This is a genomic window from Stenotrophomonas sp. 86428_Sma (genome assembly GCF_056481585.1).
In genome coordinates this window covers 1,916,515-1,936,416 of sequence record NZ_CM151156.1, presented here as the reverse complement: position 1 = coordinate 1,936,416, position 19,902 = coordinate 1,916,515, and the positions used below count along the sequence as shown (strand labels likewise).

General features: G+C 63.6%; 24 protein-coding genes, 1 other RNA gene and 1 pseudogene. 9 read left to right on the top strand and 17 right to left on the bottom strand.

Going from position 1 to position 19,902, the window contains the following annotated elements:
- Position 1: 1 nt before the first annotated feature.
- Positions 2-427, bottom strand: a complete 426-nt coding sequence (locus tag ACZK3J_RS08985; protein WP_049463043.1) for a type II toxin-antitoxin system RatA family toxin — start codon at positions 425-427, stop codon at positions 2-4.
- A 57-nt stretch (positions 428-484) separates the two neighbouring features.
- Between ACZK3J_RS08985 and smpB the strand changes: the two genes are divergently transcribed.
- Together smpB and ACZK3J_RS08975 are read left to right on the top strand one after the other, a co-directional pair.
- Positions 485-988 (top strand): SsrA-binding protein SmpB, encoded by a 504-nt coding sequence (smpB, locus tag ACZK3J_RS08980; RefSeq protein WP_010484447.1) that lies wholly within the window; start codon positions 485-487, stop codon positions 986-988.
- A 387-nt stretch (positions 989-1,375) separates the two neighbouring features.
- A complete protein-coding gene (locus ACZK3J_RS08975) occupies positions 1,376-2,281 on the top strand; it encodes an IS110 family transposase (RefSeq protein ID WP_478476030.1) in 906 nt (301 codons plus the stop codon).
- Between the two features lie 36 nt (positions 2,282-2,317).
- Here ACZK3J_RS08975 and ACZK3J_RS08970 read toward each other — a convergent pair whose 3' ends face one another.
- The 3 genes from ACZK3J_RS08970 to ACZK3J_RS08960 form a co-directional block, all read right to left on the bottom strand.
- On the bottom strand, positions 2,318-2,890 hold the full coding sequence (locus tag ACZK3J_RS08970) for a hypothetical protein (protein ID WP_032128284.1): 573 nt from the start codon (positions 2,888-2,890) through the stop codon (positions 2,318-2,320).
- A gap of 141 nt (positions 2,891-3,031) precedes the next feature.
- Positions 3,032-3,484: a GNAT family N-acetyltransferase gene (locus ACZK3J_RS08965; protein WP_258013921.1), complete on the bottom strand. Its 453-nt coding sequence runs from the start codon at positions 3,482-3,484 to the stop codon at positions 3,032-3,034.
- 64 nt (positions 3,485-3,548) lie between these two features.
- A complete protein-coding gene (locus ACZK3J_RS08960; protein ID WP_238380394.1) occupies positions 3,549-3,776 on the bottom strand; it encodes a hypothetical protein in 228 nt (75 codons plus the stop codon).
- A gap of 198 nt (positions 3,777-3,974) precedes the next feature.
- Between ACZK3J_RS08960 and ssrA the strand changes: the two genes are divergently transcribed.
- Together ssrA and ACZK3J_RS08950 are read left to right on the top strand one after the other, a co-directional pair.
- Positions 3,975-4,367: a transfer-messenger RNA gene (gene ssrA, locus ACZK3J_RS08955) on the top strand.
- Positions 4,368-4,486: 119 nt separating this feature from the next.
- Positions 4,487-6,061 (top strand): tyrosine-type recombinase/integrase, encoded by a 1,575-nt coding sequence (locus ACZK3J_RS08950; RefSeq protein ID WP_478457825.1) that lies wholly within the window; start codon positions 4,487-4,489, stop codon positions 6,059-6,061.
- A gap of 381 nt (positions 6,062-6,442) precedes the next feature.
- Here ACZK3J_RS08950 and ACZK3J_RS08945 read toward each other — a convergent pair whose 3' ends face one another.
- The 3 genes from ACZK3J_RS08945 to ACZK3J_RS08935 all read right to left on the bottom strand — a co-directional run bounded on the left by ACZK3J_RS08945 (position 6,443) and on the right by ACZK3J_RS08935 (position 9,962).
- Positions 6,443-6,631: a hypothetical protein gene (locus ACZK3J_RS08945; protein ID WP_478476775.1), complete on the bottom strand. Its 189-nt coding sequence runs from the start codon at positions 6,629-6,631 to the stop codon at positions 6,443-6,445.
- A gap of 876 nt (positions 6,632-7,507) precedes the next feature.
- On the bottom strand, positions 7,508-8,044 hold the full coding sequence (locus tag ACZK3J_RS08940) for a hypothetical protein (protein WP_076739244.1): 537 nt from the start codon (positions 8,042-8,044) through the stop codon (positions 7,508-7,510).
- 64 nt (positions 8,045-8,108) lie between these two features.
- Entirely contained in the window at positions 8,109-9,962 is a 1,854-nt protein-coding gene (locus ACZK3J_RS08935; protein ID WP_254005085.1) for a MobA/MobL family protein, read from the bottom strand.
- Positions 9,963-10,424: 462 nt separating this feature from the next.
- Here ACZK3J_RS08935 and ACZK3J_RS08930 point away from each other — a divergent pair, with 462 nt between their 5' ends.
- Together ACZK3J_RS08930 and ACZK3J_RS08925 are read left to right on the top strand one after the other, a co-directional pair.
- Positions 10,425-10,790: a conjugal transfer protein TraD gene (locus tag ACZK3J_RS08930; protein WP_076739245.1), complete on the top strand. Its 366-nt coding sequence runs from the start codon at positions 10,425-10,427 to the stop codon at positions 10,788-10,790.
- Positions 10,787-12,538, top strand: a complete 1,752-nt coding sequence (locus ACZK3J_RS08925) for a type 4 pilus major pilin (protein WP_076739246.1) — start codon at positions 10,787-10,789, stop codon at positions 12,536-12,538. The genes ACZK3J_RS08930 and ACZK3J_RS08925 overlap by 4 nt, the downstream gene beginning before the upstream one ends.
- Positions 12,539-12,591: 53 nt before the next feature.
- Here ACZK3J_RS08925 and ACZK3J_RS08920 read toward each other — a convergent pair whose 3' ends face one another.
- The 9 genes and pseudogenes from ACZK3J_RS08920 to ACZK3J_RS08880 all read right to left on the bottom strand — a co-directional run bounded on the left by ACZK3J_RS08920 (position 12,592) and on the right by ACZK3J_RS08880 (position 17,170).
- On the bottom strand, positions 12,592-13,200 hold the full coding sequence (locus ACZK3J_RS08920; RefSeq protein WP_076739247.1) for a hypothetical protein: 609 nt from the start codon (positions 13,198-13,200) through the stop codon (positions 12,592-12,594).
- Positions 13,201-13,630: 430 nt separating this feature from the next.
- A complete protein-coding gene (locus tag ACZK3J_RS08915) occupies positions 13,631-14,215 on the bottom strand; it encodes a tail assembly protein (RefSeq protein WP_049462620.1) in 585 nt (194 codons plus the stop codon).
- Positions 14,208-14,873, bottom strand: a complete 666-nt coding sequence (locus tag ACZK3J_RS08910; protein WP_238380396.1) for a C40 family peptidase — start codon at positions 14,871-14,873, stop codon at positions 14,208-14,210. Before ACZK3J_RS08910 ends, ACZK3J_RS08915 begins: the two co-directional genes overlap by 8 nt.
- Before the next feature lie 24 nt (positions 14,874-14,897).
- A pseudogene (locus tag ACZK3J_RS08905) lies at positions 14,898-15,050 on the bottom strand (lysozyme); the annotation flags it as partial.
- A 531-nt stretch (positions 15,051-15,581) separates the two neighbouring features.
- A complete protein-coding gene (locus ACZK3J_RS08900; RefSeq protein WP_238380393.1) occupies positions 15,582-15,908 on the bottom strand; it encodes a hypothetical protein in 327 nt (108 codons plus the stop codon).
- Between the two features lie 57 nt (positions 15,909-15,965).
- Positions 15,966-16,115: a hypothetical protein gene (locus tag ACZK3J_RS08895; protein WP_238380392.1), complete on the bottom strand. Its 150-nt coding sequence runs from the start codon at positions 16,113-16,115 to the stop codon at positions 15,966-15,968.
- A complete protein-coding gene (locus ACZK3J_RS08890) occupies positions 16,102-16,317 on the bottom strand; it encodes a hypothetical protein (protein WP_049462619.1) in 216 nt (71 codons plus the stop codon). Before ACZK3J_RS08890 ends, ACZK3J_RS08895 begins: the two co-directional genes overlap by 14 nt.
- On the bottom strand, positions 16,314-16,856 hold the full coding sequence (locus ACZK3J_RS08885) for a RuvC family protein (RefSeq protein WP_049462618.1): 543 nt from the start codon (positions 16,854-16,856) through the stop codon (positions 16,314-16,316). Before ACZK3J_RS08885 ends, ACZK3J_RS08890 begins: the two co-directional genes overlap by 4 nt.
- Entirely contained in the window at positions 16,838-17,170 is a 333-nt protein-coding gene (locus ACZK3J_RS08880; protein ID WP_049462617.1) for a Ref family recombination enhancement nuclease, read from the bottom strand. Before ACZK3J_RS08880 ends, ACZK3J_RS08885 begins: the two co-directional genes overlap by 19 nt.
- Before the next feature lie 80 nt (positions 17,171-17,250).
- Here ACZK3J_RS08880 and ACZK3J_RS08875 point away from each other — a divergent pair, with 80 nt between their 5' ends.
- Positions 17,251-17,781, top strand: a complete 531-nt coding sequence (locus ACZK3J_RS08875) for a hypothetical protein (RefSeq protein ID WP_049462616.1) — start codon at positions 17,251-17,253, stop codon at positions 17,779-17,781.
- A gap of 195 nt (positions 17,782-17,976) precedes the next feature.
- Positions 17,977-18,540 carry a hypothetical protein gene (locus ACZK3J_RS08870; RefSeq protein ID WP_049462614.1) on the top strand — a complete coding sequence of 188 codons (564 nt, stop codon included), beginning with the start codon at positions 17,977-17,979 and terminating at the stop codon, positions 18,538-18,540.
- On the opposite strand, the gene ACZK3J_RS08865 is transcribed toward ACZK3J_RS08870, so the two are convergent.
- The gene (locus ACZK3J_RS08865) at positions 18,537-19,166 is read right to left on the bottom strand and encodes a hypothetical protein (RefSeq protein ID WP_049462613.1); all 630 of its coding nucleotides are present in this window, start codon (positions 19,164-19,166) and stop codon (positions 18,537-18,539) included. The two genes, ACZK3J_RS08870 and ACZK3J_RS08865, sit on opposite strands and share 4 nt — an antisense overlap.
- Here ACZK3J_RS08865 and ACZK3J_RS08860 point away from each other — a divergent pair.
- Complete coding sequence (locus ACZK3J_RS08860; RefSeq protein ID WP_049462612.1) at positions 19,165-19,893, top strand: hypothetical protein; 729 nt, start codon at positions 19,165-19,167, stop codon at positions 19,891-19,893. The two genes, ACZK3J_RS08865 and ACZK3J_RS08860, sit on opposite strands and share 2 nt — an antisense overlap.
- The last annotated feature ends 9 nt before the right edge of the window (positions 19,894-19,902 follow it).

Genomic DNA, 19,902 nt, shown 5'->3' with positions numbered 1-19,902 from the left:
CTCAGGCCTCGTCGGCAACGCGGATGAAGTCATTGACCATGCGGTCGGCCAGGCTCTGGAAGCCCAACGCCAGCGCCGGACCGAGCAGGCGCGAACTGGGCTCGAAGTCCAGGGTCAGGGTGACCTTGCAGGCATCTTCGGCCAGCGCATGGAACTCCCAGCGGCCGTGCAGCTGCTTGAACGGGCCATCGCGCAGCTGCATATCGATGCTGTGCGGGCGCTGCAGGGTGTTTTCAGTCTGGAACCAGGTGCTGAACGAGCCCAGGCCCAGGTCCAGGCGCGCTACCAGCCGGCCCTCGCCCTGCTCCAGGATCTGGGCAGCCGAACACCAGCGGAAACGGCGCGGATAGGCCTGGACATCATTGACCAGGTCGAACATGCGCGCGGCCGAATGTTCGACCAGGGCGCTGCGGCGGATAGTAGGCATGAATACAGGACGTTTCGGCAATCGACCGGGCGGGCCCGAATCGGAGACAATACGGAAATGAGCAAGAACAGCGGCAAGGATAAAGCAAAGAGCGCGACGGCCAACAAAACCATCGCGTTGAACAAGCGTGCCCGCCACGAGTACCACATCGAAGACCGCTTCGAAGCCGGCCTGGCCCTGCAGGGCTGGGAGGTGAAATCGATCCGTGCTGGCCGCGGCAACATCGTCGACGCCTACGCCTACGTGAAGGATGGTGAGATCTTCCTGATCGGCGCGCAGATCACTCCGTTGATCCAGGCCTCGACCCATGTCGTGGCCAACGACCGGCGCGATCGCAAGCTGCTGCTGCACCGGAGCGAGATCGACAAGCTGGTCGGCAAGGTCGAGCGCGATGGCTACACGATCGTGCCCACCGCGATGTACTGGAGCAAGAACAAGATCAAGCTCGAAGTCGCGCTGGCCAAGGGCAAGCAGACCCACGACAAGCGCGATGCCGCCAAGGACCGCGACTGGGCGATCGAGAAGCAGCGCGTGATGCGTCGCGGCAACCGCGACGCGTAAGGCCGTTGCACATGACCATGTAGAGCCGAGCCACGCTCAGCTGCCTTGGCTTTCTGTAGAGCCGAGCCATGCTCGGCTTCGGTAAGAAAAGCAGTCGAGCATGGCTTGTATGTTCCTCCCGGCTCCTACGCGGTATGTAGGAGCCAGGGTGGAGGGACCGTCAAGCATGCATCTGCGGATACTAGCCGACAGACGAGTCGAGCGATCCCCATCCCGCACACGAACGTCGATAAAGGATCGTACGGCCCCCAAAGGGGATCGTCGATGTAGGCAAGCTAACGTCGGTGCGGTACCACCCCAGCCCCTTAAAGATAGCTGGGAGCCGTACAAATGTCTGATTCTCTCGATATTGGCGTGGACGTGGACTCCAAGGAGTTCGTACCGGCAGTGGCCGACCGCAAGGCCGGCGACAGGATCGCCAACACCCGGGCCGGCATAGCCCAGTGGCTCAACACCTTGCCCCAGCGATGCCGGATTGGCATGGAGGCGACGGGGCGGTACTACGAGTTGTTGGCTCGGATGGCTGGCCAGGCAGGCCACGTTGTCTATGTGATCAATCCACGTCTGATCAAGCACTACGGCCGGGCGACGGGCTCGCGTGGCAAGACGGACGCCATGGACGCCGAAGCGATCGCCCGGTACGTGAAGAAGGAGAACGATCGCCTGCGTGAATACGTACCGCGTACCGACGAGCAGCAGCAGATGCACGATTTGCTGCGCAAGCGGCAGACGCTGGTAAAGACACGCGCGCGCCTGGAGCAATCCTTCGGGGTAAGCAAAAGTGCCCCCGGGGAGCTGTCAGATCTGTTCTGCGCTCTGGCTGGGACGCTGTCCGAGCTGGAAAGCGAACTGCAGCGCTTGGGTCGCGATGGAGAGCATGGCACGCTCTACAAGCGCCTGTTGACCATCCCTGGTGTCGGCCCTGCCGTCGCCGCTCACCTGATCTACTACATGACGCGCTGGCCGTTGGCCAACGCCAACGCGTGGATCGCCTGCACCGGCCTGGATCCCCGGCCTAACGAGTCTGGCGGCAGAACGGGACGGCGTCGGCTGTCCAAACAGGGCGCGCCAGTGCTGCGCCAGATGCTCTACATGGCCGCCATGGGGCTCAAGCGGTGTCGCCGGGGGCAACCGCTCTACGACGAGCTGTCAAAACGCGGTCACCCCAGCACCGCCGTCTTCAACATCCTGGCCAGAAAGCTGGCCAGGATCGCCTGGGGTGTCTTCAAAAGCGGCCGGGACTTCGATCCGGCCATGCTGAAGGTGGGTCAAGCCTGCTTCCAGCAGGCTTGACCACGAACATAGGATCTCGACTCTACAAAAGGCAGGTCACCCCGCCAGCATGCCCTGCCTGCGCATCCGCGGCGACAGCGCCGCGTGCATCACCGCCAGGTGCATCACTACCGCCAACTCCGGTGCGTAACGGTCATCGCCCAAGCGCCACTGTTGGGCCAGGTTCGCGGCATCAGCCGGCAGCAACGCCAGCAACTGGGCGTCGTCCAGTGCATCGGCCGCGCCCTGCAGCTGGCGTGCCATCTGTCGCGACTGCCACACATGCACGCCGATGCTGAGACTGGCCAGCGACATCAGCACCACAGCCAGCCCGTGCTCGAACCACTGCGACAGCACTTCCGGCCCCCACAGCAGGGCGGCCAGCACTGCCAGGCCCGGCAGGCGCCACCCCAGCCAATGGATGCGGCCGCGCTGCGACCAGTGCACCACCACCGCGCTGGCGACCAGTGCCGCAGCTGCCGTGGCCGGCAACTCCGTCACCCAGGTGGCCGCCAGCAGCACCGCCAGCACCGCCCAGACCCAGCCCGGCGGCAACGCACGCCGCTGGTAGTCGGCACCGACCGGCCCGATCAGCTGCCGCAGGCTGCGTTGTTGGCTTGCATCGGTCACCCATGGTCTCCGTGTCTGTCCTGGCTCGGATGGTCATCGCCAGTGTGTCGCAAATTCGTGCCCACGAAGTTAGCAATCCGCTATGACAGACGCTCTACAACAAGTTGCGGATTGACAGGACGCGCGGCTCGCCCGCAGCGCTCACCCCGCCGACAGATCCTTGCTGAGGAACACCCTGCATGTGCCGACCGGATCGCATGGCACACGGCCGAACACGACCCATCCGTGCTTCACATAGAAGTCGGGCGCCTGGAAGCTGAGGGTGTACAGCACGCCGGAACGGCAACCGCGACGCCGCGCTTCATCCTCTGCGGCCTTCAGCACACGCGACCCCAGCCCGTTGCCGCGATGGGCCGCTGGCAGATGGAACAGATCCACGAACCACAGGCCCAGTGAGGTTCGCCCGGTAAGGCCCCCTACCACCTCGCCACTGGCCGGATCGGTGACCAGCACCGCCAGCGTGCGCCGATCGGCGTAACCCGCAGCGTCAACATTGAACTGATCCAAGCCAGTGCCAATCACCTCCAGCGCTTCGTCGCTGGGTTCATCTGTTACTGCAACGTCTAGCGTCATGGCGTCCTTCCACTGGCTCAACTTCAGGAATCTGGATGCTATCAAGCCTGATCGCACCTACGCCGGCCCGCTTCAGCGTTTGGCGCTATTGCGGCCCGTCTTGAGCACAGACCGATGCCATTGCCTTCAACAACAGATCGGCCTGCAGCCCTGATGCAGGACCTGTTGCCGGAAACGCCGCCGCGAGGGCCTTCGCCGCCTGATCTGCGTGTGGCTGGATGTACCAGGACGATTCAGCCGACAGCATGCCACCGCGCACCTCTTGCCCGATCCGATACTGTCCCCAGTTGCCGGGGCTGACGGAAATGGCCATGAGGCCCCCCCGTGGAGTGGTACCGGAAATTCGAGCACGGCGTCCCAAGGGATCGCAACGTGCCAAACAGCTGGGAACCGGACGCTCACCTGCGTGACTGTTCAGGAAGATTGCCGTAAGATCCGTCTCGTTGGGCAGGGTCAGTGTCAGCTTTTATGACGGCATTGGCCCCAAAGCCTTGCAATGCTTGAAGAAACCGGGGGTGCATTGGTTTCGACGGGGGTTGTGAAGTCGCCTGGCGCATGCCGAGGGGGTAGCTTTCCTCGTAAATCCAGCTGCAAAACTCTAGTTGCCAACGACGACAACTACGCTCCGGTCGCTCTCGCAGCCTAAAAACTGCGGTGCGTGACCTTCTGCCGACTTAGGCGGAGCCTCGAAACTGCTTGTGTCCATGCTCGCAGCGTAGAGTCATTATCATGGAATCGCGCTGGGCGGCTGCCTGTCAGTCCGGCACTAGAACACAACAGGCTGGTTCCCGGGTGCGCTTTGCACACCGTGCTGCTCGGGGATGAGATTCAACGGTGAGCTAAGCATGTAGTGCTGGGGATGGAGTGCCTTCGGACGGCGGTTCAATTCCGCCCACCTCCACCATTCTCGCCTTGAAATCTACGCTAAGTGCATTGATTTTTCAAGGCTTTTTGGTAGAAAACGCGCCTCAAACGATACCCCTTTCAGGTATCGTTTGAGGTATCGTTTTGCCCAAACCCTTCTTGTTGAAGCGCGCCAGGGGGCTTTACGCCCGCTTTCTGGTGCCCGTGGATTTACGCCCGGTGCTGGGTTGCCGCTTCCTTGTTCGTGCCCTGCCCGGCCGAGGCGATACCGCCAGGCTGGTCGCTGCACGCATGGCGGTGGCACTATCGGAGTCTTTCCGAGCCATTCGAACAGGGGCGATGGTGAACGACGACATCAAGGACATCTTGCGCAGGGTGCGCGAGAACGGGCACAACGACCTGACCATCCAGCAGGTGCGGCTGCCCAACGGGCTGACGCTCGGCGGCGTGGAAATCAACACGGCCGAGGACCGCCGGCTGTTCCGGCAGACCGTGCAGGACTTGAACGCTCTCGCAGCAAAGGACCCGCTCATGGCGGGCATGCACGGCTGGGAACCCCCGCGGCCCCTGGCGCCACCTGCGCCTCCCGCCGGGCCGCTGCTGTCCGAGCGCATTGACGTCTACCTCAGCGACATGCAACGCGCTCAACGGGCCGTGCGCAACGTCATGGACACCGAATACACGCTTCGCCTCTTCCTGGCCCTGGGCGATGACAAGCCGATTGAAGAAGTCACGGCCACGGACGTGCGCGCGTTCCTGGATGCGCTGGCGGTCTACCCGGCCAACGCAAGCAAGAAAGCCGTGTTTCGTGGCCTGACGCCCAAGGAAGTGTTGGCGAAGGCCAAAAGAGGCGGCCACCCGACCCTGCTGGAACGCACCCAGGAGAAGCGCCGCGACCACCTGGCCGCTTTCTTCAACGCCCAGGCCGACGAGGCCCTTATCCCCAAAGCCCCGCACAAGGCCATCATGAATCGCTCCAAGTCGAAGACCGACGCACCGACCCGCGAACCTTTCACGCCGGAAGAGCTGGCCGCGCTCTTCGATGTCGAGGCATTCCCGCCGTGGGCGAGCAAATACCCGCACCGCTGGTTCGGCTCCATCCTGGGCGTCGCCACGGGTGCGCGCGTCAACGAGGTGGCCCAGCTCTATGTGGACGACGTTGCAGAGGTGGGCGGCCATTGGGGCATCCATATCCGTGCCCTGCGCCCGGACCAGCGCCTGAAGAACGCGCATTCCTCGCGCTTTGTCCCGTTGTCGGACAACGTGCTGCAGGCGGGATTCCTAGAGTTCGTCGAGGACGTGAAGCGGGCCGGGTTTGACCGCCTGTTCCCGCACCTCCAGCACACAGAGGCCGGCGGCTACGGCGACACCATGGGCGACCAGTTCCGCGCCTACGCCATCAAGCGCGGCCTGACCGGCCGCCTGAAATCCTTCCATTGCTTCCGCCACAACATCGTTAGCAACCTAGTCAACGAGCGGGGCATTGCCATCCAGGTGGTGCAGGAAATCACGGGGCACGACCTGACCTTGCCCAGCGGCCTCAGGCACTACGTCAATCCGGGCACCATCCCCAAGCGCTTTGCGGCGCTGAACGAATACGGCCCACCCGTGCCGCTGCCGACCTATGTGCCAGGTCAGTTTGACCGGGCCTTTAAGCAGGTGGCCCACATCGAGCGCCGCAGGGAGAAAGCCGCCAAGACGCGCCAAGCCAAGAAAAGCAAAGCCCCCGAGTGAGCGGGGGCTTTGGGTGTCGGCGCGTCAAGAGAAGACCAAGAAAAGTGCATCCGCCCTCTTACCCCGGCTAGCCATTGACTACGGTTTAGCATCCTTTTCGCTGGCGCGCCGGTTGCCCTCGTCAATCATCCTTCGAATGGTGCTGTTCAAGTCTGCTTGCGCCTGCGTAAGCGCTTCGGCCCTGTGATGCTCGCGCCGGGCCCCCGCAGGGTCAAAACGTCCGTTAACCCAGTTCGCTGGGTTCTCCTCCGGAAAATCGTCAAAATAGTCCGACCATTCGCCCACGGTATGCCTCCTAGCAGTGTGTAGGCGAACAATACCCCGACGCCAGTCAAACTGCCAGGAATACCGTCCCAGCGACGGTATGCACATGAGTAGGCGTCAAGCCATGGACTTGCGGGCCAAAGCACCCCGCATTTTCCCCGGCTTTTTCCCTTGCCGGGCAACGTGGGCCGCTTTGCGTTTCTTCTTCATGGTCTTGCGCAGGTTCTTGCCCCGCGGGTCGTAACCAGCGGCTTTCAGAAGTTTGTCTGCCGCTTTGGCGGCGGCTCGGCGGGTGGCACTGTCCATCGACAGTTTTTAGCGCATCTCGCTGGATGCGCAAGGGGCCGACGCGCGCCGATGTGCTTTTCTGGAACTGGAAAAGCCCGGGCCTGCCCTTCTTCCCCTTAAAGCTTCGCTAAGCTCCCCTGCTTTGCCCTTCATCTTGGGGGTCGCCTCCGGCTCCCCCCGACGATGAAGGGCAAAGTCTCCCCTAGGACCTCCGCGCGAAGCGGTCGGGGTGACTTGGCCCCCGTTGGTTACCGCCCCAAGGGACGGCCCGACAGTCGGGCGCGGTGATAGAAGGACTACACCGCTACGACGGATTCACGCGGTCCAACCGCGCCGGCTCAGGGTTCCGTCACCACTATGTGGCGTCTCTCCTGTGGGCTTGCCCGTTCCCCAGCCGTCGCTGGAAAATATCATCCTAGCTGCCATCCATGGGCCACAAACCGCTGATAGTCGGACCGCGACAGGGCACACGAGTGGGGCCAGATTGAGCACTCCCCACGCCTCTGCGACGCTTGAACTACCTGGTTGGCGCAGGTTGCAGGCCATACAGCGCCCGGTCCCCCTGCTTCAAAGCCTGCGCACCCTGGTGGGGTCAACCCAAGCCCTTGCGGGCTCCCAGTTCTCCTTGTGCGCAGCCGGTCTTTCCACCGACAACGAGTTACGGCTACCAACGGCCTTCGGGCTGGGCAGATTCGGGGGGCGAGTAAAGAGGGGGCTTGCGGCTCCGTCCAGGCTTGTTAGAGTGGCCTCAAGGGGCCTTGCCTGGGCATGTCGTAGCTGATTCCTACATTTGCTCGCCTCCGAGTCTGCTAACTCGGGGGCCGTGGATTCAAAATAAGATGCCCTCGGCTTTTGTCAAGCCGGGGGCTTCTTTTCTAAGCTAACTCGCACTTATCAGGAAACCTTTCCCACTCGCAACATGGCGTTCAGCGCCTCCTTAATGGCATTTTCTGTAACGGCCACTTGCTCAAATGCAGCGGCCGCCAGCCTCAGCCTGCCCTGAGCATCTACATCGTCATTTGACTCAACTTGTAACTTCCACAGTCGATGCAAATATCCAATCTGAGCGAATGCCTTGGCAACAAGCGAGGCTGAAATAGAATCGAACAGATCTGCCTTATCAATAAACTGACTTGGAAGGTCAAGCGTTACTCGCAATGCCTTTGCCTGAATCTGCTCCCTTCCCTCGACGGGTGTATCCAACAACTCTCGAGCGCTTGCCTCCCCACCAAACCTTGCGACTAGTGATTCCCTAAAGCGTGCAATCTCTACTTCAGCTTCCATGAATGGCTTGGTCATAATCTGAGCCAGCAGCCTACGGCTTGCCGCTCTTTCTTTGCGACGCCGCAAGGTATCGTGAACCCATATCCAAAGTGCGATGCCTGCCGCAATAGCGGTCCAATCGATTTTGTAATCGGTGCAAATCCACATGCGCCTTCGCCTGAAGTTCATTTTGGTAAAGGATGAGGCTAACCCTCCTCACCGGGCAAGGGTTTTAGGCCGGCCCTGGCCGCTTGCTGAAGGTAGCAGGCTGTCGGGATGCAGTGGGAGACTCCGGCAGCGGCTTAAGCGTGGGTGATGGCGAGATGTCGGCGGTGGGTTTGGCGGGCGGGAACTGGTGCGGGAACTGCGTCAAAAAATCCGCCGTTGCCAGCTCGAACGCCACGCCGGCCTTGTCTGTGGCTTCTTTGGTCTGTTCGCGTAATGCGCGGGCCTGCTGTTCTTGCCGCCTGGCCTGCTGTCTCTTTTCTTGCATCGCCTGCGCGGCCCGGTCCTTCACGGTGGGCCGTCCCACCTTGCGCAGCAACATGGAGCGGAGATCCGTGGGCACTGGGAACGTGTTGGCGTCAGCCACCGCCCTGCGGCGGGCCAGCCTGGCGTCCTCCCTGGCTTGTTTGGCATCCTCATGCGCCTGGCGCTTTTCGGCCAAGTCGTCACGCCGTTGGAGGAGCGTGCGAGAGACAGAACGCTGCTCAGGCGTGGCATTGCTGGACTGAAGGGCCCGGCGCGCCACCTTGAACATCATCTCGATCATCTCGTCCAAACTTTTTGCCACCTGCTCGCCTGCCATGAGTTCCGCCTGTCTGTTGGGTGTGGTTTTGCGTGAAGCGCGCTCGATGCCTGCCGCCCCCTTTCCCTGCTGACCGCCCCCAACGGGGGCCGGCCGGGGCATGGATGCTCCGGCTTTGTGCGCAGCGGGACGCTGTGCACGCGCCTGGACGGCGGCCCCTGGCTTGGGCGTCAGGAGTTGGACTGGAATGCGGAGCACCGCCGGACGAGGGTCGTGATGTCGCGGTGCATCTGTCCGCAAAACACGACTAAATCCGGCCCCTTCGGCGGCTGGTCGTCCGCCACCGGCCAGCCCAGGGTTAAGGTTGTGGAGTGGGCGCAGCGCAGGCATGCGCTCGTTGCCAACTCCGGGTTTTCTGACTCGGAGAGCATCAACGCTATCTCGCGTGAGAGCGGGGGCGCGTCGGCGCTGGGAATTGGTGGTAGTTCGGTCATGGCGTGGGGCCTCGGTGGGGGATGGCTGGGCAGCAGCGCGCAAGCGCACCGCCGATTCTTTGCGGCGTTCCAGAAGCGCTTGTGCGTGCAGGGCTTGCTCGTCCACATGGGCCAAGCGCCCCTCGGCTGCGGCTTGGGCTCTCAATGCCTCGAAGCGCTCGGCGTGGGCGATGACGCGGCTGTCGGCCGCTCGGCGGACCCGGTCGTTTCGCTTGGCGCGCGGCAACCGTTCGCCACGGCGGCGGGCTTGGGTGACCGCTTTGCCTTCGTGCTTAGTGGCCGGGCGGTCCAACTGGGCCGCTTTGGCGAAGTCATCGTTTTGGACGGCCGCGGCCTGCTGGCTCAACAACGAACGATGGTCCACGCGTGCAGCCATGCCTTCGCTGGCCAGCATGCGGTTGACGGCCGTGGCCCAGAACTCGCGTTCCCTTTCGGCCAGTGTGGGTTGCTTGGCTCGCTTGCACGCAATCGGGTCCAGCGCCACAGCCTTCTTCCCCAAGCTTCCGTCTGGGTTGACGCTGCACGCGCTGAGCAAAATATGGGCGTGGTGGTTGCGCCCGTCCCCGCCCTTGCTCGGCTCGTGGATGGCCACGTCAGCGGCCACGCCGTAGCGCTCGGCCAAATGGCGGGCAAAGCCATGCGCCAGTTCTTGGCGCTTTTCGGCCGAAAGTTCGGCGGGAAGCGCCACCTCCACCTCGCGGCACGTGATGGCGTCTCCACGCTTGTGGTGGGCCTCGACCCGATTCCAAAACTCGGCCCGGTCGGCGGTCTGTTCGCCTGGAAGGCAGAGCGCCGAAAACGCGACGCCTTGGCGGCGCGTGTAGTCGTGGACCGTCCCGGTCAATGCATCTTCAATCCGCACCCCTGCACGATAGGCAGCGCCAGCGGTGGACGAGTGTCCTCCCGAGCGCGAGTAAGCCTTAGCAGTGAGGTGGTAAATCGCCAATCCAGTCTCCGAGCGCAGCCCCTTGGGGGGCGAGCAATGGGGGGCTGGCGTGCGAAGCGCGCCGGGGTGTCGGGGGCGAAGCCCCTGACCGCACGTAATCCCGAAGGGATTACTCTAAGTGCGCTCTTGTTGTTTTCTTTGGGCGCTTCGCACCCGCATCAAACTAAAGAGAACCGGGGCTGCTCGCTGCGCTCGCTGGCCCCCTGAATCAGAGTTACATGCACAACGGAACTGTCAACTTTTTAGCCAAAGTCAAAAGCGGCGCTCGCTGCTCGCTCGCGCCAGAAAATGGGCATTGCCCCCTTGCGCTCCGCGCCGAATCTGCTTGCATGGTTTATCAGGACTTAATGCAGGCGTGCCGTGGCAGATATTGAAAAGCAAAAACTAAAACTGGCGAAGATGCTGGAAGCCGCGGCGAAGGAGCAAGCAAAGCTCTTGGTCGCTGAGAAGCAAGAGAAAGAGCGGCAAGCCCGCCAGGCCGCGCGTGACAAAGCCAAGGAGCGCGCCAAACTGTTCCGCTCGGCCGATGCGCACCGCAAGATTGGGTTGGGCGGACTGGTCATCGCCGCCGGTGCAGACGGCTGGGATGAGGCAGAGATTGTGGGTGCCCTTTTGATCATCGCCGGCCAACTCGAGCGCGAACCACAAAGGCGGGACGCACTGCGCGAGCGCGGCATCAAACACCTCGAAGCTCGTGCGGCCGCACGAGAGGCGGCCCGGTCATGAGCGACGATAAGAGACCCACGGACCCGCTGCTTGAACAGCAGAGGGAAGCCCTGCGCGTTCACTTCCTGGGCTCGCTGGGCGACTTGCTCGACGCGCGTCGCAAGCGCAAGGCGGAGTGCCCGACGCTTCCGCCAAGCGCTCCGCGTGGCCAGAAGCCGGGCGGCTATACGCTGGTGGAGGTGTTGTTGGTGCTGGCCGCAATGTCGGCCATGGCGGCCGCCGGCTGGCTGCTGTTCGGTCCCACATCGGTGGCCGCCGACGTGAAGCAAACACAAATGGACTTCAGCGAAACCGCAACGGCCATCGACCGCTCGCTAGGAATCGTAGGCGGCTTCTCTGGGCTGTCCACGTCCCTCGTGCGAACCGATGGCCTGGCCGCGCAGCGGCTGCGGCACAGCGATGGCCTCCGCAATGCATGGGGCGGCTCGGTGTCGTTCTTGCCGAACACCGTCAAGCACGGCAACGACTCGTTTTTAGTCGAAACCCGCGACGTGCCCAAGGCGGCATGCGCCAAGCTGGTTGCCGCGATGGCCGGTGACCCGGCCGTTGCCGATGCGCAGGTCAATGGCGAGAGCGTCTATGTGAACAACAAATACGACCCGGCCAGCGCCGCCGTTGCGTGCGAGCAGCACGGCGGGGACCGCCTGGGCTTCGTGTATTTCTCCGGTCTGGCGTCCGGCTCGTCGGTTGCGGTGTCGTCCATCGCGCTGCCTACGGCTCCGCCATCGGTGAACCCGACCAACCCAGCCACGCCAGTCGCCCCGGTCAATGGAGCCCCCAGCGTGGGCGATGCTGTGCCTGGAACGCCTGGCGTGGTGACGCCTGGCACGCCCTCAGCACCACCCCCGGCCGTGCCTACGGCCCCGCCAGCACCAGCGACACCGACGACCCCGCCGCCAACGCCGGGAGTTTTACCTCCGAGCACGCCGAAGGTTTTGCCGGTCTGCACGGTGCCGCCGACGCAATCTCAAAACGTGGGTTGCCCAGCTGGCCAAGTGGGCGAGCACTGGCAGCAACGAGAGGGCTATTGCGGCGAGGTGGGCGGGCCTTACGAGGCCTGGGCCACGGGGACCTATGGACCGTGGACGACTGTTTCCAGCACATGCGCGCCCGCGTGCGTGGCTCCGTCGCCTACCTCCGTGGCCATCTCCCGCGACGCGCCGGCCGAACGCCAAAACGTCGGTTGCCCGGCTGGCCAGGTGGGCGAGCACTGGCAGCAGCGCAGCCGCGTCGAGAACGGCACGCGCACCACGTCCTGGGTGTGCCCGGCCGCCACCGGCTCGCCGGTGTCGAGCACGTCGGATAGCTGGAGCGGCACCTACACGGCTACCAGCGGGTGGGGGACTACATCCAACAACTGCGCCACGCAGGGGCTGGTGGTTACCTCGGGATTCGTCAATCTGTCTGTGGCCAATGCCTACGGAACCGTGGGCAACCGCACGTTGACCGAAGCCACGAGCTGGACTTACCTGGCGGGCCAGAGTTCCGAGTGGTCCAGCAGTTGGGGACCAGTGCGGGGCAATGGACAGATAGAAATCACGTTCAATGGCATCACTGCAACCATCACTGGCGGTGGGAGCAGCAGCAACACCGCACGTCCGGGAAGCCCGACGTCATTCACGGCTAGCAACCAGGTTCTCAGCTTCAACGGTAAGCGCGTGGAGTTTGAGTTTCGTGGCAACGCCTCCACTGACAACGGCTCCGTCATACGCGGCAGCGTTGCGTTTTACTACCGCGTTCTGCCCTGACGTAGCATCAGAAAGCCCCGCATTGCGGGGCTTCCTCTTGGCTTCATTTCGGTTTATTTGGGTTCCGCCAACTCCCCCGGCGTAACAACGAAGTGGCCCAGGTTTCTTTCGGTCCCTTTGCCCTCCTGGTAGAGCAACTGACCTTCTGCCACCAGGTAGCCCGGGCCGGCGGCATAATCGCCGCTTGAGAAGTAGGCGCCGCCCACACGCTCAGAACGCCCACGCTTCACCATTCGGCCCGACGACAGCGGATTTTCCGCGTAGAAGGACACGTCTGCGGCGGTCGGCAGCACTGAACGGGTGTGGGGATGAGAGTGGATAGAGACGTTCAGGGCGTGCATGCCGTCGGGCACGTTGGACCGCGACATGGAACAGGTCATCGCCCCTTTCGTCGTGCCCAAGCGGATGCCAAACCGCTCTGCATCCGCAGACTGGGCGACCATGCCGCAAACCTCGTGGCCGCTTTCACGGGTGTGCTGGTCCAGGACCGGGGCAATGCGCAGCATGAAATCGCTCAGGCCCTCCCCGGGCTCGCTTACCAGTTCCGCCAGGTGCAGCCCCTTCCAACCCTGCTCCGTTCCGGTGGGCGGAATCGAACCGCCCTGCGCCCAGGCCGGAACGCCGGCCAACAAAGCCATCACCGCCAAAAGTTTCCACAGCATGCCGTCCTCTTTCGAGAACGGCCGCCCACGAGCCCCTTACCGTGCCTGCATGCTACGATTGGGTATCGTTTGAGGTATCGTTTTGAGGGAGCGGGCCCGGCAACTTTTCCTTGCAGTTCAACTGCTTAGAAAGAGGTGCTGGGACGATCCGCCCACCTCCACCAATACCGGGTCCGCAAGGGTCCACGAAAAGCCGGAATCCCTCGTCAAATAAGGGGTTCCGGCTTTTTCGTTTTCCACCCTTGTCCATGCCGTTCCGTTGCAGGCTATGAGACGGTGGGGGTATATCTAGGGGTATCGCACCGCCCACGAAAAGCCGATACCCCCATGCCCCTGACCGACGTCGCGATCCGCCGCGCGAAGCCACCGGCAATGGCCTCCGGCGAGCAGGCACGCGCCAGCTGCGTGGGCTGATACTTGATGACTACGTTCACTGCTGATCCTCTGCGTAGTTGCCGCCGCTGATCACTGCCGAGCCCACGAACATTCCCTTGGTGTCGTGGCCGCCATAGGCGACAGACACAGGGTTGCCCTGCGCCTGCGTGTTGACGGCGCCGTTCATGCTGTAGTTCGGGGTGTTCTCGGCACTGTCTTTGGCGCCAAGCCCTGTCGGCTGTGGTGCGAGCATCTGGGAAACGCCGCCCAGCACCATGACGCCGCCCTGGAAGACGAGCTGGTAGTTCTGGGTCCAGACGCCGACCACGATGAGCACGATGCCGAGAATTGTCTGCAGGACGCCTCCGCGCTTCGAACCCACCAGCACCGGAGCGATCCGAATGTCGTCAGCGCCGGGCGGATCGTGCAGCTGTTCCTTGGTCAGGTTCTGCCGCCCGACGAACACGGCGAACTCCATGCCCTTGGCCTTGGCGCCCATGAGGTACTGCTGGAAGCCCGGCAGCAGCACGCACAGAGCGCGCACGGCCTCAGCGGGGTTACTGACGGCCAGGCGGAACTTGCGGCCGAAGCGAGCACCCAGCAAGCCGTATAGGCGGATGGTGCGCAGGCGCTCAGCCATGACGGGCCCCCTTGTGCCGGACGATGTAGCGAGTGCGCTCGGCCCACATGCCGCCGTAGACCACCTTCTCCGACAGGCGGCCGTGCATGTGGTGCAGCATCTGGCCGTCGCCCAGGTAGACGCCGGCGTGGTTCGGCACCGGCGAGCGGATCTGCATCAGCACCATATCCCCGCGCTGTGGCTCGCCATCGATCAGCTCGAAGCCTTCGGCGCGCAGCCGGTCCAGGCTGTAGAGGTCCTGGCCCTTCTCCCACCAGTCGTCCTCGCGCTCGTACTGGCTGAGCTGGATGCCCAGCTTGCGGGCGTAGAAGTCCCGCACCAGGGTGTAGCAGTCCAGCACCCCGTGGGCGAACTGGCGGCCAACCAGCGGCGCCTCGTAGCCACAGGGCTCGATAGTCTGCAGGTCGCCACACTCCGGCTCTGCGCCGGTGCACTGGCCCACGCTCACGATGTGCCACGGCAGGCCGCTGGCCTCGCACATGACCCGATCAGCGTCGGAGGCAGCCGCAGAGGCGTTCGGGTGGCTGTGCACGACGGCCAGCACCTCGCCCTGGTCCTCCGCGTCGGCGTAGTCCTCAGCCGGCAACCGGAAGTGCTCGCTGGGGGTGGTGGCCACGTTGCGGCAGGAAATGTAGGTCTCGCCATCGGCGCCGGCCACGATCAGGCCGCAGCACTCGCGCGGGTAGCCGTTGAATAGCTGGCCGCCAACGATCACGTCATAGCCACGGTCCTTAGTCGGCTGCTTGCCGTTGTCCGTACCTTCGGACCAGGCCAGCATGTCGAGAAAGGCCACGACGTTCACGCCGCCAGCTTGTTGTGCCGTGATCTGCGCCATGGCGACTTCTCCTGCATAGGTGCCCGCCCCGCAACCGGCTGGTGCGCGAGGATGTGGTTTGTCCGGGGGGCGCGGGCTTAGAGGGCCGATCACCACCGCTGCCTAGGCACTGCCCGGCCTCCAAGGGCCGTGCGCAGACCGCCCGCCTGCGTTGACGCCAGCCCCAATCGCCTCACGGCGAGCGGAGGGGGATTCGGCGCGGTGGTTGATCGGTTTTTGGGTCCTGGAAACGCAAAAGCCCCAGCGCAGGGCCGGGGCTTCAGGGACAATTCTTGACAGTTGCAGAATCAAACCATTCGATAACGTAACTGTCAAGAAAAGATCGCCTAACCGTTTCTGATCCTCTCCAGCAAGTGCCACGGGTTGAACCCGGCGCCCAACACGGTCTTGCAGGCCGGGCAGCTATAGGTGACACCTCCGAGATAGTTCTTCGGATCCAACGGAACGTTCTCCGTCTCGAGTCTCTCGACAGGTTTTGAGCATTTCGGACAATACCCGGCCATGGCTGTTCCTCCTTGTAGTGGCCAGATGCTAAGCCGCAATGCTGCCGCGAAGCCAGTCCGTCGCTTTCGCCAACTCGTATCGATACTGCCTCAGCGTGAGCACGCCGCCATATTGCTCGGCCACCATTCGCGCCTTTACTGCCTGGCTGGCCGGCACGGTGAACTCGGTCCGGACGATCAGGGCGCGCACCGGATACTGCCGCTCCATCGATGCCAGCGCCCGGTCGATCCAACGCAGCTCATCCGGAACGCCGACATCGACCGCGATCTCTGGGTTGTCGTGAGGGTGATCCGCGTCGTTGGACGCGCGAATCGGATCTGCTGCCCACATAGGCACCATGCGCAGGCCCTTCACCCCTGCGGCGGCAGCCAGAAGCCGACGCCGGTCGGCGCCGTCGCGACCGACCAGATTTTAGACCGCCCGCTCCCGCGTCATCGGGGCATGGTCCCGCACCTTGTCCAGGACGTGCACGCTCCTGTCGGCACGGCTCAGCGCAAATCGATTCACCTGGGCGTGCCCCCAGCGGCGCAGATCTTCGGTCAGCGGATCATTGTTGCGCATCGCGCATGCCCTCCAGTACGGCGTCATCGAATCGGAAAACCGGTAGCTTTCTGTCGGTGTCGCAGGTGCCGGTCCGGTCGGGCCAGCCCTTGCAGTGGAAGCCAGCGGGGCCGAGGGTGCGGAACTGGCAGACCGAGCATCGGCCGTGCTTCTGCACGTAGGACCGGTACCGCTTCTGCATGCGCAGCTCGGCGCCGGTCATGCGGCGGCCTGGCCCATGGCCAGCTGGTGCTCGGCCCACAGGGCGATCAGCAGCGCGTCGGCCCGGCCGTTGTCCTTCTTCCGCTGCAACAGAAATGCGGCGGACGGAAAGCGCTGGATGGCTAGTAGGCGAGCCGCATCCTTGTCCTGGCCGGTCAGACCGAACCGGCGCTTCCAGCTGGCAGGCTCCGCACGCATGTAGGGAATACCCAGCAGCTGGAATGCGGCCTTGGCCTTTCCGTAGTGGTCGCCAAAGTTGAAGGACGACTGAGGACCTGCCCGCCGCTCTTCTTTGCCGTCGGCGCCCCGCTTCGGCGGCATGGCACGCACCCGCTCGATCACCCCGGACACGGCTGCACCCGGGTTCATGTCTTTCGCAGCACGGATGAACACCGCGATGGCCCTGGCGTCGACCTCCTCGTTCTCGCCGACGGTCAGCAGCGGCATGTCGATCACCGGACCTGGCGCGCCGTCGACCAACGCCGCGATGGCGCCGATTCGGCCGGGGTCGATTCTGATAATCAGGCGGCTAGTCGCCATGAGGTCTTCTCCAGGTGCTGTTCGATCAGGGTGTTCTGCAGGTCTAGCAGGTAGTCGTCGGTGCCGATCTCTTGCCGGAACCGTCGCGGTTCGCGGGCGTAGCTGGGGCCATACCGATCGGCGCAGGCGGAGTGGCTGAGGCCCGCCATCGGCTCACCGACGTGGTGCGAAGGGCACAGGCCGATGGTGAGGTCGTGGCCGCGCCGGGGCTGGCCGTGCTTGCCGCCGACTAGCAGGTGGTGCACCTGGCAGGGCATGAAGCCGTGGCCAAGGGCCTCGCAGACGATGCAGCCAATCTCGGTGATGGCATCCATCCGCTGTTGCTGGGCAACCGTCGGGTTGCCGGTTGAGCGTCCTCGCCTCATGCTGGCACCTCAGTTCTCGAGGAATGCACATGGACGCGCGGTACTGTCTTTTGCCCTCCGACTGGCCATGCCTTGGCCAGTCCGAATGGGCCGCTTGGATTCAGGTCATTGGCGCAATGGTCGCGCTCTTCTTGGCAATCTATGTGCCAATCAGAATGCGCAGGATCGACGATCTTGATCGGCGACGCAGTGCTGTTGGCTGTTTGCAACAACTGGACCGCATTGCCACCTACTATGCAACCGTGATCGACCAGCTCGAGAACGTCCTTGGCACTCCATTTGTCGACCTCACAGCAGCGCTCACTGCCGCTCGCGCACACCTGCAAAACCCCGACACACCGCCAGAAACGCTGCCTACTATAGGCCACGCAGTAGATGCGACCGAAAAGATGATGAAAGACTGGACGCGCGCAGCCAGCGACAGCGTCTACCGTCAGAACAAGTTCACAGTGCAGCAGGCCCGCGAGCATCACACGCGAATCCAAACCCACTGCCTTGCGCTCCAAGTTGCCTTGGACCGCTGGCGCCGCAAGCACTGGCTCTCTCTGGCTTTTACGTAGGATCACGCCACCCTCCGGTTCTGCCCAGCCATCCTCCAGAACTCGGCGCGTACGTCGTCGAGCCTCACGCTGGTGTGATGACAGACGAGGCGCCCGACATCCTTGATCGCCGCCAGCCTGGCCTGCTGCGCACGAGTTTCCTTGCCGGTTGAGCGCCCAAGCTTCATGCTTATCCCAATTACAATGGAGGACTGCATGGACTGCGAATGGATTGGATGGTGTGCGCTGAAGCCGGAGGCTCAGGCAGCTTGGATTCAAGCAGTGGGTAGCATTCTCGCTATAGCTGTCGCACTTGGTGTACCTGCCTGGCAGAAACGCAAAGAGGTTAAGTCGAAGGAGGAGGATCAGCGACAACGCGCTATCAACACAGCCGGAGCATTGCAACCTTTCGTCGACGCATATCGACGGCGGGCACAGATGCTGAAAGAGTGCTTGGAAGAGAAGCAATCGGTTGACCAACTCAAGCGTATCTTTCCTATTGATGCATTCGATCTTGCGCCAACCGTCCAGCAGTTCCATCCGACATTCCATCTGATGGGAACTGCTGGTTCCGTAGCGAATATGTTCGTTTCCAGCCTGTTCTGGCTGCAACAAGCCATGCACGTAATCCAGAAGGAATCTCTTCGAGATGAAACTCGCCTTCAGATTCTGCAGGACTGCGAGAATACGATCGCGCTGGCTCAAGAGCTTGCCCCGCTTCTCATCGCGCTGTGTGGAAAAACCAATCGGTTGCCTGATCAGGATATGGAGAGTCACTAGGCTGCCTTCCCCCGCTGCCGGCCATTGACCATCCGCCAATAGTCCGCGCGCACGTCGTCCAGCATGACGTGCGCGTAGTGGTCACCGATCCAGGCGGTGATGCCCTTGAAGAAGTCGGCGAAGTCCTCCTCTTCCATCGAATCGAAGGCCAGGGACTGAGCCACCTTCACCGGAATGGTGCGGATCTCCGGCAGCACCGCCGCCAGCACTTTCCGCGCCCCGGCGCCCAGCACGGTCTCTGCGGCATCCAGCAGTGCTTTCACCACCGGGCTGGCGTCCATCTCCACAATCTCGCAGCAGACACCTGACTCCAGCTGCACATGCTTCAGCGCGACATGCGCGTCCAGGTCACGGAACGCCTCGACGTTGTCGACCAGCAGGTGACCGATGACATGGGCCAGGCGATGGAACGCGGCATTGCGCGAGGCCTTGATCTCCAGTCGGTACTCATGGCCGACGCGGTAGCCGCGGTCCTTGGCCAGCCTGCGATCGATGTCGTTGCTCGGGGCGAACGCGCCAATCTCCTCTCCCGTGGCCGGATCGACCAGGCGCAGGCAGAGGGCGTAGATGGGCCGGCTGGCCCGCTTCGCCCGGATCTTCCGCGTAGCTGCTGTCATCGCGGTCATGCATCGTCTCCTGCGGCAAGGTCGCGGCGGCTGCGACGGCGGCGGCCCGACCACCCGCCGCCGCTTCTTCCTGATCGGCCGCAGTGACGGCAAGCGCCTGTCCTGGCCGGAGTTCACGCACGATCGCGTGGGCGGTACCGACCTGCTGGGCAGCCGGCCGCGCTGGCGTGGCGCGCGCGAGGTCATCGACTGGACCATGACCGGCAAGAGCATCTTCACCCGCATGAAGCCGCTGAAGCCGCTGAAGCCGAACACCCTGCGGCGGATCTTCGCCGGCGCGGTGAAGTACAGCTGGCCCCGGCCCTACATCGATGCCGTGCAGGCCCTGCTCAACGGCCAGGCCCCGCGGCTGGTGTTCAGCCGCGCTGAGGCAGCGGCCTTGGGCCTGATCAGCGCGGCCCCGATGCTGGTTCACCTGCGCGGCACCAGCGAGCAGCACCTGCAGGCCACGGCGAAGTCCGCCGACGAGCCGCTGCCCACGCTAACCGCCGGCGGCAGCCACGTTGGGCTGGTGCTGGCGACCAGCAGCGGCGGTGCAGCGCGCGACTTGGACCAGCCGCTTCCCACCATCACCACCGGCGGCGCGGGCGCCGAGCGCCCCGGCTGCGCACGGCCGCAGCTGGTGGAACCGATCATCGTGCCCACGTCGAACTCCAGCAGCGCCGGCGTGCCGCGCTCTGCCGCTGAGCCGATCCGGACGGTGACCACCGCTAGGGGCGGTGATTAAGCGCTGGCC

Excerpts from the sequence above, each read along its gene's own strand:
- ACZK3J_RS08985 (WP_049463043.1), bottom strand. The coding sequence starts at position 427 with ATGCCTACTATCCGCCGCAGCGCCCTGGTCGAACATTCGGCCGCGCGC.
- smpB (WP_010484447.1), top strand. The coding sequence starts at position 485 with ATGAGCAAGAACAGCGGCAAGGATAAAGCAAAGAGCGCGACGGCCAAC.
- ACZK3J_RS08960 (WP_238380394.1), bottom strand. The coding sequence starts at position 3,776 with ATGGCCATTTCCGTCAGCCCCGGCAACTGGGGACAGTATCGGATCGGG.
- ACZK3J_RS08945 (WP_478476775.1), bottom strand. The coding sequence starts at position 6,631 with ATGGACAGTGCCACCCGCCGAGCCGCCGCCAAAGCGGCAGACAAACTT.
- ACZK3J_RS08940 (WP_076739244.1), bottom strand. The coding sequence starts at position 8,044 with ATGTGGATTTGCACCGATTACAAAATCGATTGGACCGCTATTGCGGCA.
- ACZK3J_RS08925 (WP_076739246.1), top strand. The coding sequence starts at position 10,787 with ATGAGCGACGATAAGAGACCCACGGACCCGCTGCTTGAACAGCAGAGG.
- ACZK3J_RS08920 (WP_076739247.1), bottom strand. The coding sequence starts at position 13,200 with ATGCTGTGGAAACTTTTGGCGGTGATGGCTTTGTTGGCCGGCGTTCCG.
- ACZK3J_RS08915 (WP_049462620.1), bottom strand. The coding sequence starts at position 14,215 with ATGGCTGAGCGCCTGCGCACCATCCGCCTATACGGCTTGCTGGGTGCT.
- ACZK3J_RS08895 (WP_238380392.1), bottom strand. The coding sequence starts at position 16,115 with ATGCGCAACAATGATCCGCTGACCGAAGATCTGCGCCGCTGGGGGCAC.
- ACZK3J_RS08890 (WP_049462619.1), bottom strand. The coding sequence starts at position 16,317 with ATGACCGGCGCCGAGCTGCGCATGCAGAAGCGGTACCGGTCCTACGTG.
- ACZK3J_RS08885 (WP_049462618.1), bottom strand. The coding sequence starts at position 16,856 with ATGGCGACTAGCCGCCTGATTATCAGAATCGACCCCGGCCGAATCGGC.
- ACZK3J_RS08880 (WP_049462617.1), bottom strand. The coding sequence starts at position 17,170 with ATGGATGCCATCACCGAGATTGGCTGCATCGTCTGCGAGGCCCTTGGC.
- ACZK3J_RS08875 (WP_049462616.1), top strand. The coding sequence starts at position 17,251 with ATGGACGCGCGGTACTGTCTTTTGCCCTCCGACTGGCCATGCCTTGGC.
- ACZK3J_RS08870 (WP_049462614.1), top strand. The coding sequence starts at position 17,977 with ATGGACTGCGAATGGATTGGATGGTGTGCGCTGAAGCCGGAGGCTCAG.
- ACZK3J_RS08860 (WP_049462612.1), top strand. The coding sequence starts at position 19,165 with ATGCATCGTCTCCTGCGGCAAGGTCGCGGCGGCTGCGACGGCGGCGGC.
- ACZK3J_RS08865 (WP_049462613.1), bottom strand. The coding sequence starts at position 19,166 with ATGACCGCGATGACAGCAGCTACGCGGAAGATCCGGGCGAAGCGGGCC.